General features: G+C 73.2%; 11 protein-coding genes. 7 read left to right on the forward strand and 4 right to left on the reverse strand.

What is annotated here, in order from left to right:
* The first annotated feature begins 45 nt into the window (after nucleotides 1–45).
* Both ABD976_RS19700 and ABD976_RS19705 read left to right on the forward strand, forming a co-directional pair.
* On the forward strand, nucleotides 46–1,809 hold the full coding sequence (locus tag ABD976_RS19700) for a Xaa-Pro dipeptidyl-peptidase (protein ID WP_345365294.1): 1,764 nt from the start codon (nucleotides 46–48) through the stop codon (nucleotides 1,807–1,809).
* A gap of 176 nt (nucleotides 1,810–1,985) precedes the next feature.
* On the forward strand, nucleotides 1,986–3,065 hold the full coding sequence (locus ABD976_RS19705) for a DUF4192 domain-containing protein (protein WP_345365296.1): 1,080 nt from the start codon (nucleotides 1,986–1,988) through the stop codon (nucleotides 3,063–3,065).
* 35 nt (nucleotides 3,066–3,100) lie between these two features.
* Here ABD976_RS19705 and galE read toward each other — a convergent pair whose 3' ends face one another.
* The 3 genes from galE to ABD976_RS19720 all read right to left on the reverse strand — a co-directional run bounded on the left by galE (nucleotide 3,101) and on the right by ABD976_RS19720 (nucleotide 6,006).
* Complete coding sequence (galE, locus tag ABD976_RS19710) at nucleotides 3,101–4,063, reverse strand: UDP-glucose 4-epimerase GalE (protein ID WP_345365298.1); 963 nt, start codon at nucleotides 4,061–4,063, stop codon at nucleotides 3,101–3,103.
* Nucleotides 4,064–4,132: 69 nt separating this feature from the next.
* Complete coding sequence (gene galK, locus ABD976_RS19715; protein WP_345365299.1) at nucleotides 4,133–5,311, reverse strand: galactokinase; 1,179 nt, start codon at nucleotides 5,309–5,311, stop codon at nucleotides 4,133–4,135.
* Nucleotides 5,308–6,006 carry an iron-dependent transcriptional repressor DtxR gene (locus tag ABD976_RS19720; RefSeq protein WP_345365300.1) on the reverse strand — a complete coding sequence of 233 codons (699 nt, stop codon included), beginning with the start codon at nucleotides 6,004–6,006 and terminating at the stop codon, nucleotides 5,308–5,310. The genes galK and ABD976_RS19720 overlap by 4 nt, the downstream gene beginning before the upstream one ends.
* Before the next feature lie 120 nt (nucleotides 6,007–6,126).
* Between ABD976_RS19720 and ABD976_RS19725 the strand changes: the two genes are divergently transcribed.
* From ABD976_RS19725 to ABD976_RS19740, 4 genes are read left to right on the forward strand one after another with little or no spacing between them, the layout of a single operon-like run.
* A complete protein-coding gene (locus tag ABD976_RS19725) occupies nucleotides 6,127–6,978 on the forward strand; it encodes a sulfurtransferase (RefSeq protein ID WP_345365302.1) in 852 nt (283 codons plus the stop codon).
* Between the two features lie 50 nt (nucleotides 6,979–7,028).
* Nucleotides 7,029–8,204 carry an acetoin utilization protein AcuC gene (locus tag ABD976_RS19730; protein ID WP_345365303.1) on the forward strand — a complete coding sequence of 392 codons (1,176 nt, stop codon included), beginning with the start codon at nucleotides 7,029–7,031 and terminating at the stop codon, nucleotides 8,202–8,204.
* Nucleotides 8,205–8,250: 46 nt separating this feature from the next.
* On the forward strand, nucleotides 8,251–10,929 hold the full coding sequence (locus tag ABD976_RS19735; protein ID WP_345365361.1) for a bifunctional acetate--CoA ligase family protein/GNAT family N-acetyltransferase: 2,679 nt from the start codon (nucleotides 8,251–8,253) through the stop codon (nucleotides 10,927–10,929).
* A gap of 45 nt (nucleotides 10,930–10,974) precedes the next feature.
* Nucleotides 10,975–11,889, forward strand: a complete 915-nt coding sequence (locus tag ABD976_RS19740) for an alpha/beta hydrolase family protein (protein WP_345365305.1) — start codon at nucleotides 10,975–10,977, stop codon at nucleotides 11,887–11,889.
* On the opposite strand, the gene ABD976_RS19745 is transcribed toward ABD976_RS19740, so the two are convergent.
* Nucleotides 11,845–13,119 (reverse strand): YeeE/YedE family protein, encoded by a 1,275-nt coding sequence (locus ABD976_RS19745; RefSeq protein WP_345365307.1) that lies wholly within the window; start codon nucleotides 13,117–13,119, stop codon nucleotides 11,845–11,847. The genes ABD976_RS19740 and ABD976_RS19745 overlap by 45 nt on opposite strands.
* Nucleotides 13,120–13,259: 140 nt before the next feature.
* Between ABD976_RS19745 and ABD976_RS19750 the strand changes: the two genes are divergently transcribed.
* A complete protein-coding gene (locus tag ABD976_RS19750) occupies nucleotides 13,260–13,715 on the forward strand; it encodes a hypothetical protein (RefSeq protein WP_345365309.1) in 456 nt (151 codons plus the stop codon).
* Nucleotides 13,716–13,743: the final 28 nt, after the last annotated feature.

The raw sequence follows: 13,743 nt of genomic DNA on the forward strand, positions 1-13,743 counted from the left end.
CCGCAGGTGAGAAGGGTGCTGATGTCGGAGACCGAGGGAGGCCGCATGCGTCGTGTCCGAGGTGTTCTGCTGGCGGTGCTGTGCGCCCTTCCGCTGTCCGCGGTACCCGCGGCCGCTGCGCCTCCGGGCGGGCCGGTGTTCGAGGACGGGGAAGCCCAGCCGGTCTTCGATCCGGCCCGCGCGGTCCGCGAGGAGCTGTTCGTCGCCGCACCGACCGACTCCGACCGCGACGGGCGGCCGGACGAGGTGCACGTGCAAGTGGTGCGACCCGCCGGGACCGAGCGCGGGCTGCGCGTTCCGGTGGTCTACCGGATGAGCCCGTACTTCGCCGACACCAACGAGGTGCCCCACCACGACGTCGACACCGAACTGCACGTGCCGTCGCGTCCCGGCCCGCGGGTCGCGTCGTCCTCGCGGCGGGCGGTGGAGATCGACTGGCGCTACGAGGACTACCTGCTGGCCCGGGGCTACGCCGTCGTCTACGCCGAATCGCTGGGCACCGGGGAGTCGACCGGGTGCCCCACCGCGGGAGGGGAGAACGAGACGATCGGGGCCAAGTCCGTGGTCGACTGGCTCAACGGCCGGGCCTTCGCCCGCAACCGCGACGGACGTCCGGTCGAGGCCGACTGGGCGACCGGGCGGGTCGGCATGATGGGCGTCTCCTACAACGGAACGCTGCCCAACGCGGTGGCCACCACGGGGGTGGAGGGGCTGGAGGCGATCGTCCCCATCGCGGCGATCTCCAACTGGTACGACTACTACCGCTCCGACGGGGCGGTCGTGGCACCCGGTGGGTACCAGGGCGAGGACGCCGACGTGCTGGCGAAGTACGTGCACACCCGCGAGGACCGGGAGCCGTGCCGTCCGGTGATCGACGGGCTGACCGCGGCGCAGGACCGGATCACCGGGGACTACAACGAGTTCTGGGACGAGCGCAACTACCTCCACGACGCCGACGAGGTGCGTGCCGCGGTGCTGGCGGTGCACGGGCTCAACGACTGGAACGTCAAGACGCGGCAGGCCGCCCAGTGGTACGCCGCGCTGCGCGAGCACGACGTGCCGCACCGGATCTGGTGGCACCAGAGCGGGCACGTCGATCCGATCTCGCTGCGCGAGCGGGAATGGCTGCGCACGCTGAACCGCTGGTTCACCCGGTACCTGCACGGCGTGCGCAACGGCGTCGAGCAGGAGCCCCGCGCGACGGTCCAGCGCGAGGACGGGAGCTGGGTGGACGAGCCGGAGTGGCCCGCACCGGGAGCCCGCGAGGTGGTGCTGCGGCCCACCGCGGGTGGTGACCGGCGAGGCGGGCTGACCGCGGAGCGGGGCGGCCGCCCGGTCGTCGAGGTGCTGCGCGACGACGCCGCGGTGCGCGCCGAGGACCTCGTCGCCGCCGCGAGCTCACCGCACCGGCTCTCCTACACGACCGAGCCCCTGGACGCGCCGGTGCGGTTGAGCGGAACCGCGCGCGCCGAGCTCGCCCTGCGCTTCGACGCGCCCGCCGCGAACGTCACCGCGCTGCTGGTGGACCACGCGCCGGACGGCACGGTCGAGATCGTGACCCGGGGGTGGACCGATCCGCAGAACCGGCATGCCCTCGACCGCACGTCGCCCGTCGTGCCGGGCAAGCGGTATTCCGTGGACGTCGCGCTGCAACCGGACGACCACGTCTTCGGTGCGGGTCACCGGATCGGCTTCGCGGTGCTCTCCAGCGATCACGACTTCACCCTGCGGCCGCCGCCGGGAACGGAGCTGGCGTTGGAGCTGCGTCGGAGCGGCCTCGCGCTGCCGGTGCTCGGCCGACTACCCTGATGGGTGAGTCACGTTGAGTGTGCACCGGTTGCGGGAATGGCAATACCGTATCCGGTGACACTCCACAGTGGAGAAGATGCTGCTTTCCGCAGTATCCATCCACAGGGGACCGTCGTCGTCCACAGATTTGAAAATGGGCCTACCGCCGGCCATCGCGGAGCGCGCATCGTCGTGTCATGGCTGCTCGGATCAACACACCCATTCCCGTCACCTCCGACGCGGAACTGCTCGCCGCCGTTCCGCACCTGGTCGGCTTCGCGCCGGCCGATTCGCTGATCGTCATCACCGTGGACGACCCCGGGGGCGCACCGTCCTTCGGCGTGACCGTGCGCGTGGACCTGCCGTGCCCGGGCGGGCGCGGCGCGGTCGCCGAGATGCTGCTGCGCGGCCCGCTGCGCACCCAGCGGACCAGCGCGGTCTTCCTGGTCGTGGTCGGGCACCCGCCCGAACGCGACCCGTGCGGGGAGACGTGCTGTCCACCCGACGAGCCGGGTTCACCGCCGAACGCGGTGCTCGTCGACCACCTCGTGCGGCGGTTCCGCGCCCGGGGCATCACGGTCGTGCAAGCGTTGTGGGCGCCGGAGATCCGCGCCGGTGCCGCGTACCACGGCTACCTCGACGGCGAGACCGGAGAAGTCGACGACCCGCTGATCTCGCCTGTCGGCACCGCGATGGCCACGACCGGAGCGGTGACCTTCGGGAGCAGGGAGGAGCTGTGCTCGCTCGTCGCGACCGAAGACCCGGACGCGGTGCAACGCCGTGCCGCCAGGCTCGACGCGCTCACCGAGGAGCGCGAGGACGAGGCACCCGGGTCCGAACTCCTGCACCGGGACGTGAACACCGTCTTCGGGGCGATCCAGCGCACCGCGACCGGTGCCGCGCTGACCGAGGAGGACGTGGTCCGGGTGCTGCTCGCGCTGTCGGACACCAGGGTCCGCGACACCATGCTCGGCACCGTGCTGAGCGAGCAGGCCGGAGCCGCGGAGCAGCTCTGGCTGGAACTGGTCCGCAAGGCACCGGAACCCGAGGTCGCCGACGCCGCCGCGCTGCTGGCGTTCGCCGCGTACATGCGCGGTGAAGGCGGGTTGGCCAGCGTCGCCCTGGAACGGATCGAGCAGGTCCGGCCCGATCACCGGCTCGGAACGCTGCTGCGGCACGCGATGGACGCGGGGATCACACCCGCCGATCTGGCGATCGTCGCCCGCGACGCGGCCGAGGACGCCCGGATCATGATGGACGAGGAGGATGCGTGGTGATCCCCGTGCTCATCGCCCGCGCCCTGCGGCGCGGCTCAGCCGGTGTGGCGCTGCCGGGCGAACTCCCAGGCATCCCGCACGATGGTGTCCAGCTCGGCGCGCTGCGGCCGCCAGCCGAGCTCGTGCCGGGCCCGCTCGCTGGAGGCGACCAGCGAAGCGGGATCCCCGGCGCGGCGCGGCGCGACGGCCGCGGGCACCGGGTGGCCCGTGACCAGGCGGCAGGTGTCGATCACCTGCTTGACGGAGAACCCGGTGCCGTTGCCGAGGTTGTAGATCCGGTGCTCCCCGGCGACCGCGTGCTCCAGCGCCAGCAGGTGCGCGTCGGCGAGGTCGGTCACGTGGATGTAGTCCCGGACGCAGGTGCCGTCCTCGGTCGGCCAGTCGTCGCCGAAGATCTGCACCTGGTCGCGCTGTCCCAAGGCGACCTGGAGCACGATCGGGATCAGGTGGGTCTCCACCGCGTGCCGCTCGCCGAACGCACCGTGCGCACCCGCGACGTTGAAGTACCGCAGGCTGGTCGCGGCGATGCCGTGCGCGGTCGCGTAGGACGTGATCGCGTGGTCGATGGCCAGCTTGGTCGCGCCGTAGGTGTTCGTCGGCCGTGCCGGGGCGTCCTCCCGGATCGACGTCGATTCCGGTTCGCCGTAGGTCGCGGCGGTCGAGGAGAACACCAGCCGAGGCGTGCCGTGCTCCCGCATCGCGTCCAGCAGGCGCAGCGAGGTGACCACGTTGCCCCGCCAGTACTTGCCCGGGTCCTCCATCGATTCGCCGACCAACGACTTGGCGGCGAAGTGCAGCACCCCGTCGAACGAGCCGGCCAGCACCTCACCGGCCACCTCGGCGATGTCGCCCCGGACGAACGAGCAACCGCTGGGGACCGCGTCGGCGTGCCCGGTGGAGAGGTCGTCGACGACGACGACCTCGTGACCGGCCTCCACCAAGCGGGCCGCGTTGACGCTGCCCACGTAGCCTGCGCCACCCGTGACGAGGAGCTTCACCTGCGTACTGCCTTCCGTGCGAGATCAGGGGGAACCGCCGTGCGGCGGGAGCGGGGCGTCGCGCACCGCTCAGCGATCACGGCCCGCCCCGGCGGAGGGTATCGCTGCGAACAGACGGGGGCTCGCCAGCCCTCGGCGCTCGAAGCCCGCGACGACGGCGTCCTCGATGACTTCGCGGGACGCGGTCGGAACCAGCGCGATCGCCGACCCGCCGAAGCCGCCGCCGATCATCCGGGCACCGAGGGCGCCGGCGGCCAGGGCACCGTCCACCGCGAGGTCGAGTTCCGCGCTGGAAACCCGGTAGTCGTCGCGCAGGCTCGTGTGCGAGGCGGTGAGCAGCGGGCCGACCTCGGCGTAGTGCCCGTCGCGCAGCAGCGCGACGGTGCGCAGCACCCGCTCGTCCTCGGTCACCACGTGGCGGACCAGCGGGCGCAGCTCCTCGGGCAGCCGGGGCAGCACCGTGCCCAGGTCCGCCTCGGCGACGTCGCGCAGGGCCGCGACCTCGAGCAGCTCCGCGGCCCGCTCGCAGCCCCGTCGCCGGTCGCCGTAACCGGATTCGGCGTGCGAGTGCTTGGTGCGGGTGTCGATCACCAGCAGTTCGAGCCCGGCGCTGAGCGGGTCGAACGGGATCTGCTCGGAATCCCCGGAGCGCACGTCGTAGAACAGCACGTGCGCCTCGGTGCAGCGCAGCGAAGCGGTCTGGTCGAGCAAACCGGTGTAGGCACCGACGAAGTCGTTCTCCGCGCGCTGCACGAAGCGGGCGATCTCGGTGCGGCTCGGCGCACCCGGGTCGCCGGGAGCCCGGCCGGCCAGCTGGAGCAGGGCCAGCGCCACCGCGCACTCCAACGCGTGCGAGGAGGACAAGCCCGCACCGGTCGGCACCTCGCCGACGAGGACCAGATCGGCACCGGGGAGGGCGAAGCCGGCCTCGCGCAGCGCCCACGCGACGCCGGCCGGGTAAGCCGCCCAACCGGACGGCTGGCCCGGGCGCAGCTCGGCGAGCCGGACGTCGGCCGCGCGGTGCAGTCGACCATCGTCGCCGAACGTGGCCATGCCCAGCACGTCGTCCGTCCGCGCCCGCACGGCGACGGCGGTGCGGTGCGGGAGCGCGCAGGGGAGCACGAAGCCGTCGTTGTAATCGGTGTGCTCGCCGATCAGGTTGAGCCGACCCGGGGCCGACCACACCGCGTCGGGCTCGCACCCGTGTTCCGCGGTGAACAGTTCCGCGGCGCGTTCGGCGGCGGTCACTTCGCGCGCACCATCACCGCGTGGGCGATGCCGACCGACAGCTCGGTGGCGCCGCCGTTGTCACCGCGGAGCTGGATCGGCTTGTTCGGTCCGACCACGGGCATGACCTCGACCTCGCTGCCGGGGACGACGCCGACTTCCCTGAGCTCGGTCATCAGATCGGGGTCGAGCTGGACGTGCTCGGCGATGCGGCACACCTTGACCCGGCCACCGCCGGCCCGGGCGATCTCGTCGACGCGCTGGAGATCGGTCTCGGCGGTGATGTCGGTGAAGTCGACGCCGAGTTCGTCGAGACCGGGGATCGGGTTGCCGTACGGGGAGGTGGTGGGACTGCCCAGCAGCTTGACGAGCTTGCGCTCGACCGCCTCGCTCATCACGTGTTCCCAGCGGCAGGCCTCGTTGTGCACGTGTTCCCACTCCAGGCCGATCACGTCCACGAGCAGGCGTTCGGCGAGGCGGTGCTTGCGCATCACGCTGATGGCCCGGGCGCGTCCGGCCTTGGTGAGCTCCAGGTGGCGGTCTTCGGCGACGGTGAGGAGTCCGTCACGTTCCATCCGCGCGACGGTCTGGCTCACCGTCGGGCCGCTCTGCTCCAAGCGCTCGGCGATCCGTGCCCGCAGCGGAACTACGCCTTCTTCCTCCAGGTCGTAAATCGTGCGGAGGTACATCTCGGTGGTATCGATGAGATCGTTCACGTCGGCTCCCCATTCAAGTCCCAACCACGATGCTAGTCCCACCGGGCGACAGCGGTCAGTGGTCGGGGAGTTGACTAGCCGGTTCTCAGACGGACCCCGTCCGGGCTACGAAAGGTCGTCATGCAACCGTTGATCAGGACCAATGATCTCATGGACCGACTCGGTCGGGAGCCTCGCCCGACCGTGCTGGACGTCCGGTGGAGCCTGCTCGGCCCACCCGGGAGGCAGGACTACGAACGCGGTCACCTGCCCGGTGCCGTGTTCGTCGATCTGGACACCGAACTGGCGGCGCCGCCCGGCCCGGCAGGCAGGCACCCGTTGCCCGATCCGGAGGCGCTGGAGGCGGTGCTCCGGCGCGCCGGGGTGGACCAGGACCGGCCGGTCGTGGTCTACGACGCGGACAACGGTTCCGCGGCGGCCCGGGCGTGGTGGCTGCTGCGCTGGGCGGGCCACCGCGAGGTCGCCGTCCTCGACGGCGGCTACGCGGCCTGGCTCGACGCCGGCCTGACCACCGAGGTGGCCGTCCCGAGCCCCGCGCCCGGTGACCTCCGGGTGCGCCCCGGCTCGATGCCGGTGCTCGACGCCGATGCCGCCGCCGAGCTCGCCCGGGAGGGCAGCCTGCTCGACGCCAGGGCCCCGGAGCGCTACCGGGGCGAGGTCGAGCCGGTGGACCCGCGTCCCGGGCACGTCCCCGGCGCGGTCAACGCCCCGTTCGCCGAGCACGTGGACGAGCGCGGTCGCTGGCGCTCGCCCGCGGACCTCGCGGCGCGGTTCGCCGACCTCGGGGTGCGACCCGGCGAGCCGGTGGGCGCCTACTGCGGCTCGGGCATCACCGCCTCCTCGGTGGTACTCGCCCTCGAACACGCCGGGGTGACGAGCGCGGACCGGCCCGCGCCCCTGTACGCGGGGTCCTGGTCGCACTGGTCGGCCGACCCGGCCCGTCCGGCCGCCACCGGTCGGGAACGGGGGTGAGCCGATTCCGGAGGCTGTGTCGGACACCACCGGGGAGGTAGCGTCCGGGTATGGGTACTCCGTGCGCCGTGGTGTGGGATGAGGCACTCCTCGACTACGACCTCGGTGGTCATCATCCGCTGCACCCGGTCCGGCTCGACCTGACGATGCGCCTGGCGCGGTCGCTGGGAGTGCTGGACGGCATCGAGGTGATCGAGCCGCGGCTCGCCACCGATCCCGAGCTCGAGCGCGTGCACACCGCGGACTACCTGGCGGCGGTGCGCGAAGCCCCGCACACCGGCTGGGAGGTCGGGCACGGTCTGGGCACCGGCGACAACCCGATCTTCGACCGGATGCACGAAGCGTCGGCGCGCGTCGCGGGCGGCTCGATCACGGCCGCGGAGCAGATCGTGACGGGCCGGGCGGACCGGGCGGTGAACCTCTCCGGCGGGCTGCACCACGCGATGGCCGGGCACGCCGCGGGCTTCTGCGTCTACAACGACTGCGCGGTGGCCATCGCGTGGTTGCTGGAGCAGGGCGTCGAACGGATCGCCTACCTGGACGTCGACGTGCACCACGGCGACGGCGTCCAGGCGGCGTTCTACGCCGACCCGAGGGTGTTGACCGTATCGCTGCACCAGCACCCGCTCACGCTGTGGCCGGGGACCGGGTTCCCGACCGAGGTCGGCGGGGACGCGGCGGACGGGTCGGCGGTGAACATCGCGCTGCCGCCGGGCACGGGAGACGCGGAGTGGCTGCGCGCCTACCACGCCGTGGTCCCGTCGCTGCTCGACGCCTTCCGCCCCCAGGTGCTGGTCACCCAGAGCGGTGCCGACGCGCACCGCGAGGACCCGTTGGCCGACCTCGGGCTGACGGTGGACGGGCAGCGCGCCAGCTACCAGGCGATGCGGGAGTGGGCGGAGCGCTACGCGGGCGGCAAGTGGCTCGCGCTCGGCGGGGGCGGGTACTCGCTGTTCCGGGTGGTCCCGCGGGCGTGGACGCATCTGCTGGCGACCTTGCTGGACCGGGACGTCGCGCCGAACACCACCGTGCCGGACGACTGGATAGCGCACGCCGTCTCGGTCGCGCCCGATATCGCGCTGCCGACGTCGATGACCGACGGCGGGGACCCGGAGTTCCGGCCGTGGGCGGGCGTCACCGATTCCCCGGTCGACACGGCGATCCGCGACACCCGGCACGCGGTGTTCCCGCTGCACGGGCTGGACCCGGTGGACAGCCGTGACTGAGGGCCCCGGAGGAGAGGACGCCGACCGGTCGCCGGGGGCCGAAGGCGTGCCGGGGGCCGATCCGCCGCCGGACGGGACCCCGGCGGAATACCCGCGCCGGTGGGAAGCCGACGTGGTGCTCTCCGACGGCGGCACCGTGCACCTTCGCCCGATCACCCCCGAGGACGCCGAGAAGGTGATCGCCTTCCACGGTCGGCTGAGCATGCGGACCCGCTACTTCCGCTACTTCGGCCCGTACCCGCGGATGCCCCGGCGCGACGTCGAGCGCTTCACCGTCGTGGACTACCGCGACCGGGTCGCGCTCATCGCCATGCTCGGCGACGACATCGTCGCGGTCGGCCGCTACGACCGGCTCGGTGAGCAGCTCTCCGCCGAGGTGGCCTTCGTGGTGCAGGACGAGCACCAGGGGCGGGGGCTGGGGTCGATCCTGCTGGAACACCTCGCCGCGGCGGCGCGGGAGAGCGGACTGCGCCGCTTCGTCGCCGAGGTGCTCGCGGAGAACTCGACCATGGTGCGGGTCTTCCGGGACGCCGGTTACCAGGTGAGCCGGGCGATGGAGGAAGGCGTCGTGCACCTGGAGTTCGACATCGACCCGACGGAGAAGTCCCTGGAGGTCGCCCGGGCGCGGGAGCAGGCGGCGGAGGCCCGCAGCGTGCACAACGTGCTGCACCCCCGGTCGGTCGCGGTCATCGGTGCCTCGACCGATCATGCCAAGATCGGGCACGCCGTGCTCACCAGCCTGCTCACCGCGGACTTCACCGGGCCGGTCTACCCGGTGAACCCGGAGCACCGGGCGGTGCGCGGGGTGCGCGCCTACCCCTCGGTGCTCGACATCCCCGACGAGGTGGACCTGGCCGTGGTCGCCATCCCGGCGGCCGGGGTCGTCGAGGTGCTCGACGCCTGCCTCGCCAAGGGCGTGAAGGCCCTGGTCATCGTCAGTTCGGGCTTCAGCGAGGCGGGGCCGGAGGGACGCGAGGTGGAACGCAGCATGGTGCGCGCCGCGCGGGTCCACGGGATGCGGGTGGTCGGCCCCAACGCGCTCGGCGTGGTCAACACCCACCCCGACCACCGGCTCAACGCCAGCCTGGCGCCCCGGTTGCCGGGCCGGGGGCGCACCGGCTTCTTCTGCCAGTCCGGCGCGCTCGGCGTCGCGATCCTGGCCACCGCCACCGAACGCGGGCTCGGCCTGTCGACGTTCGTGTCCGCGGGCAACCGCGCCGACGTCTCCGGCAACGACCTGCTCCAGTACTGGCAGACCGATCCCTCGACCGACGTCGTGCTGCTGTACCTGGAGTCGTTCGGCAACCCGCGCAAGTTCGCCCGGCTGGCCCGGCGGTTGGCCCGCACCAAGCCGATCGTGGTGGTCAAGTCCGGCCGCAACGCGGTGCGCGCGGGGTTGGCCGCCACCTCGGTGCAGATCGACGAGACCAGCGTGCAGGCGTTGTTCGAGCAGTCCGGGGTGATCCGCGTCGAGTCGGTGGCGCAGATGTTCGACACCGCGCTGCTGCTCGCGCACCAGCCGCTGCCCGCGGGCAACCGGGTCGCCATCGTCGGCAACTCCTCGGCGCTGGGGATGCTCGCCGCCGACGTGGCGCAGGCGCAGGACCTGCGGCTGGCGGGCACCCCGGTCGACGTGGGCGCCTCGGCGGGACCGGTCGAGTTCGCCGCCGCCGTCCGCGACGCCGCGCTGCGCGACGACGTGGACGCCTTGGTCACCGTGTTCGCGCCGCCGGTGGCGGTGCCGGGTGCGGCGTACGCGCGGGCGCTGCGGGAGGCGCTGCACGAGGCCGACGCGGCCCGCTCCAAGCCGGTCGTGACCACCTTCCTCGGTGCCGAGGGCGTGCCGGACGAGCTCGCCGTCCCCGGTCCGGACGCCGCCGCGGACAAGGGGTCGGTGCCGTCCTACCCGAGCCCGGAACGCGCGGTCCTGGCGCTGGCCAGGGCCACCCGGTACGCGCGGTGGCGCAGCGCGCCGCAGGGCGACTTCGCCCGTCCCCCGGGCCTCGACGCCGAGCGGGCGCGGGCCCTGGTCGAGGAGTGGGTGGTGGCCGGGGTGGAGCGGCTCGGTGATGAGCAGGCGGTGGCGCTGCTGGCCTGCTACGGCATCGACCTCGAACCGTTCCGGCTGGTCGCCGACGCCGGGGCGGCCGTTCGCGCCGCCGAGGAGCTCGGCTATCCCGTGGTGCTCAAGGCCAGCACCGATCAGCTGCGCCACCGCAGCGACCTCGCCGGGGTGCGGCTGGACCTCGGCGGACCGGAGGCCGTGCGCGCCGCCTACCACGACCTCGCCCGGCTCGCCGGGTGCGACGGGGTCTACGTGCAGCGGATGGCCGCCCGCGGCACCTCCTGCGTGATCGACCTGGTCGACGACCCGTCCTTCGGCACCCTGGTGTCCTTCGGCCTGGCCGGGGTGGCCAGCGAGCTGCTCGGGGACAAGGCCTACCGCGCGGTGCCGCTCACCGACGTCGACGTGCACGCCCTGGTGCGGGCGCCCAAGGCGGCTCCGCTGCTCGCCGGGTACCGGGGTGACGAGCCGGCCGACCTCGCGGCGCTGGAGGACGTGGTGCTGCGGGTGGCGGTGCTCGCCGAGGACCTGCCGGAGGTGCGCGACCTGCAGCTCCAGCCGGTGCTCGCCTCGGCCGCGGGAGTGGCGGTGACCGGGGCTCGGATCTGCATCGGGACGTCGCCGGGGGAACGGGACGTCGGGCCGCGGCGACTCCGCTGACCCCGCACCCTGTCCGAAACAACAGAGTTTCGTTAATCTGGCGCCGTGGCTGACGACACCACTGTGGACGCCCCCGCCCCCGTCGTGCTCGGCATGGTCCCGGCAGGCGGGCACCGGCTCAAGGTCCGCGCCCTCGCCCAGGAGGACGCCAGCGCGCCGGTCGTGGTGGTGCTGCCCGCGATGGGCGTGCCCGCGCGGTACTACCGGGCCTTCGTCGGGCAACTGCACCAGCGGGGACTCACCGCGGTCACCTTCGACCTGCGCGGGCAGGGGGAGAGCACCCCGGTGGCCGCGCGCCGGGTGCGCTACGGCTACCAGCACCTGGTCGACGACCTCGGGGACGTGCTCGGGCTCGTCGAGTCCTTCTACCCGCGCGCACCCCGCTACCTGCTCGGGCACAGCCTCGGCGGCCAGGTCGCCATGCTGCACGCGGCCCGCTACCCGCACCGGGTGCGGGGCGTGGTGCTGGTCGCCGCCGGATCGGTGTGGTTCCGCGGCTTCCCCCGAGCGCGCCGCGCGGCCGTCCTGGCCGCCACGCAGCTCGTCGCCGGGGTCTCCGCGGTGCTCGGCTTCTGGCCCGGCCACCGGTTCGGGTTCGGTGGACGGCAGGCCGGGCCCCTGATGCGCGACTGGGCCCGCAACGCGCGGACCGGCCGGTACGCGCTGGCCGGCTCCTCCTACAACTACGAGGCCGCGTTGTCCCGGCTGCGGCTGCCGCTGCTGACGGTCAGCGTCGCCGACGACTGGTTGGCGCCGCCCACGTCGGTCGACCACCTGGTCGGCAAGGCGCCCCGGGCCCCGCGCACGCACCGGCACTACACCTCGGAGCAGGCCGGTCCCGGAGACCTCGGCCACTTCGCCTGGACCCGCCGGTCCGGCGAGCTCGCCCGCTGGATCGGCGAGTGGGTGGGCGGATCAGCAGACCGAGTCGGTCGGCTTGGGCACCGACAGGCGGAATAGCGGGCGCAGCTTCAGCCCGATCCAGGTGCCGACCAGGGCCAGCAGGCCCCACGCCCAGCCGTGGGCGGAGAACGAGGCGATGCCACCGAAGTAGGCGCCGATGTTGCAGCCGTAGGCCAGCCGGGCGCCGTAGCCCATCAGCAGGCCACCGATCGCCGCGGCCGCGACGACCCGCAGCGGCAGCTTCTTGGCCAGCACGAACGCCCCGGACGCGGCCGAGGCCACCAGCGCGCCGGCGATGATCCCGAAGTCCAGCACCGAGGTGGCGTCGGCCAGCACCGGCTGGGACAGCGCCGCGGCCTTCTCGCCCTGCCAGTACGGCCAGCTCGCCACGTCGACGCCGAGCGCCTGCAACGCCTTGGAACCCCACAGCACGAACGCCGAGGTGATGCCCCACGGCGTGCCCCGGGTCAGCAGGACCACCGCGTTGAGCGCGGCCAGCAGCAGCGCGCCGACCCACAGCGGCCACGAACCGCGCACGATCCGCCACACCCCGCGCGCCGACGGCGGACGTCCTGCCCGGGGCGCGTCGTGGCGGCGGGCCCAGCGCACGGCGATGAAGCCGATCACGGCCAGCACCACGACTTGCAGCACCGCCGCACCGGCGTAGCCGAGCCCGGTGTCCTCGGCCAGCGAGAACGAGCCCATCGTGATCGCGTCGGCGCTCCAGAAGGGCATGTGCAGGGCGCCGAGCACCGATCCGCAGATGAAGAAGAACAGCGTGATGACCAGCAGGGTGTTGCCGCCGCCCACGGCGAACAGGGTGCCCGAGGCGCAGGCGCCGCCGAGCTGCATCCCGATGCCGAACAGCACCGCGCCGACCACCAGGCTCAGCCCCAGCGGCTCGACGTAGCCCTCCGGCTGACCGCCGAAGAACGTGACCCCGCCCGCCAGGATGGGCGCGAACAGCACCGTCGCGGCGCCCAGCATCAGCAGGTGCGCCCGGATGCCGGAGGTCTGGCCCACCGAGACGAGCTGCCGCCAGGCCGAGGTGAAGCCGAACCGGGAGTGGAACAGGGTCAGGCCGAGCGCGAGGCCGAGCACGGCCAGCACGGCGGCCTGCGCCCCGGCGACCGCACCGGCACCCGCGATGAGCGCGGCGCCCGCGACGATCCCGACGGTGAGCGGAACCCACTGCGGGCGCGGCAGGGCCTGCGCGGCCGGTTCGGTCGCGGCCGGGGCCTGCGCTTCGGCAGCGACGCGCGGGTCGACTGGGGCGGACGAGGACATGGGCGCACTCCAAGCGGAACGGGATGACCGCCCTCGACAACACCACGAGCGGTGGGCCCGATTCCACTCGTTCCGGAATCTGGGAAAACCGGGATCCTCGGCCGCGCAACCCGTGCGGGGGCGGCTTCCGTCTTCCCGGCATGAGACGCCTGCACACCACAGTGGGCGCGGCGGCGTTGCTCCTCGGGGTGACGGCCTGCGCTCAACAGCCCGCAGAGGACATCGGCTTCGGCGGTCAGCCGCCCGCCCCACCCGGGCCGGTGGCACCGAAACCGGAGGCCGAGCGGACACCGATCGCGGAATCCGCAGTGGACGCCGAACGGCTGCCGCGAGGATATCCGCGCCAGGTCTGGACCCAGGACGGGGGGACCGTGGTGGTCGCCACCGGCCAGGAAGGAGGGTGCAGCCAGGTGCACGCCGAAGTGGCCGAGCAGACCGCCCAGCACGTCACCGTCCGGTTCGTGGAGGAAACGCCGGAGCCGCCGGGGATGTGCACGATGGACCTCCGCTACCCGCCGGTGGCGGTGCGCTTGGACGCTCCGCTGGACCAGCGCACCGTCGTCCTGGAGCAGCAGGACGTGAAGGTGCCGCGCTGACCGCCTGGTGCGCCCACCGGCCGGACCG

Origin of the sequence: Saccharopolyspora cebuensis, assembly GCF_039542665.1 — a bacterium.
In the GTDB taxonomy this organism is placed as follows: Bacteria; Actinomycetota; Actinomycetes; order Mycobacteriales; family Pseudonocardiaceae; genus Saccharopolyspora; species Saccharopolyspora cebuensis.